This is a genomic window from Allobosea sp. CER48, from assembly GCF_044752385.1.
Lineage (GTDB): Bacteria > Pseudomonadota > Alphaproteobacteria > Rhizobiales > Beijerinckiaceae > Allobosea.
Map to the genome: position 1 here is coordinate 1 of NZ_JBIWYK010000571.1, position 1,744 is coordinate 1,744.

A 1,744-nucleotide genomic window follows, 5' to 3' on the forward strand; every position below is an offset into this window, starting at 1 on the left:
GTGACGAGCTGGGCAATTCGCAGCTTCCAGGGGCCGGAGAGGTCGCCCGGCCTGCCCTTGATCTGAGCCTCGGCATTCAAGGTGCCGCCCAGGTTCAGGGCGGGTGCGGCAATGCGAGCCGCCGAAAGCGGGACGTCTCGGGCTGCGAAGCGCAGGTCGAATGTCTCGCCCGCGCGCCCTTCCAGCGTGAGCCGGCCGCGGTCGATCATCAGGGCGAGATTGGCGATCTCGACGCCGGAGGCGGGAAAGCTGAAGGCCGCGGGATTGGCGAGCGTGATGGCGCGTCCCTCGCGGCGCGCGTCGAAGGAAGCGAGTTCGAGCTTCAGCGGCTCGCCCGGAACAAGCCGGCCCGCCCCCTTCAGCGCGAAGCCGCGCGCGTCCGCGCTCAGCGTGAAAGCGCTTGCATCGGGCGCGCCCTTCGAGTCGAAGCGGATTGCGCTGATCGTCTCGCCCGCGGCGACGGCGCGATCTATGGCGATGGCGGCGTCGAGCATCGGGCGGCCGTAGATATCGCGAGCGCCGACCTTCGCATCGAGCTTGTCGATCGAGATCGATGGGCCGACGAGGCGCGCGCCCCGTGCCGTCAGGTCGAGGTCCTGCCGCCCGCCCGGGGTCGCCAGAACGATTTCGGCGTCGAGCTGGCCGCCGAGCTTGGCGAGCGCGAGAGCTGACAGGTCGTCGAGATTGCGCGCGGCCAGAGTCAGGCGCCCGGCGGCGCGGCTCGCGGGATCGAGTGTGAGCCCGCCGTTGAGCCGGACCGAGCCGATCGCAAGGTCCAGGGTCGAGAGGTTCCAGCCGTCATCGGGCTGGCGGGCAAGCTGGACCCGCCCGGTCGCCGGCTTGGCATCCACTTCGCCGTTCAGGTTGATGGTCGCGTTCAGCGCGCCCTGCAGGTCCTTCGCGATGGCGTCTATCGTCAGGCGCGGTATCGGCCGGGCCAGCGCAGTCGCATTGGCGACGGCGATGCGAGCAGTCGCATCGAGCTTGTTCTGCGGGCCCGTGATCTCGGCGGTGATATCGCCACGGCCGGACAGGCGCGGGTCGGCCCGCCTGAGATCCGGCAAGCCGAGCGCCAGCTTCAGGCTGGATTGCTGCCGGCCGATTGAACCGTCCGCGGTGAAGCTGGCATGCTGTCCGGCGACACGCAGGCCATTCACCGTGTAGTCCCCGGCCAGTGCATTGACCCGCCCGGCGAGGGTCAGACTGCCCGCAAGCAGCCGGTCCACCACCGCGGTTCCGGTGGCAAGGCGCTCGGCCTTGCCGTCAAGCGTAGCCGTGTAATTGTTCAGACGAGGGTTGGCGTCGAGATCGGCCGCGATCTCCGCCCTGCCTCCGAGCGGACGCTCCGCGAGGCCGCTGAGCCGGGCGAGATCCGGCAGGACCGCCTCGAGCCGGCCGAGGACGCGCGTCTGGCCCAGTTTGCCCTTGTAGTCGAGCTCGACACCGGACAGGGCAAGCTTAAGCGTCTCGAAATCGGCCGTGCCGTCGTCCTGCCCGGTGCCGCGCAGGGTGAAGGTGACCCTGTCGCCCACCGCCCGTGCCAGTGCCTTGTCGGCCAGGGCAATTCCGCTCGCCTCCCCATCGGAGGTCAGCGTGATCCGCGTGCCCGGCTCGCCGATGGTTCCGGTCGGCGTGGCATTGAAAGTGAGCGCGACCTTGCCGAAGCGGCCGGCCGGCATCGTCGCGTCCTGCGCATCGAGCGTCGCGACGACGGTGGGCCCGGCGACCGGCCCGCGGATCGTCG

1 protein-coding gene is annotated in these 1,744 nt (G+C 70.2%); it reads right to left on the minus strand.

Annotation, left to right across the window (positions count from 1 at the left end; translation table 11 throughout):
* Positions 1–1,744, minus strand: a 1,744-nt coding sequence (locus ACIPIA_RS15615) for a translocation/assembly module TamB domain-containing protein (RefSeq protein ID WP_465246965.1), incomplete at both ends; no start/stop codon positions are given.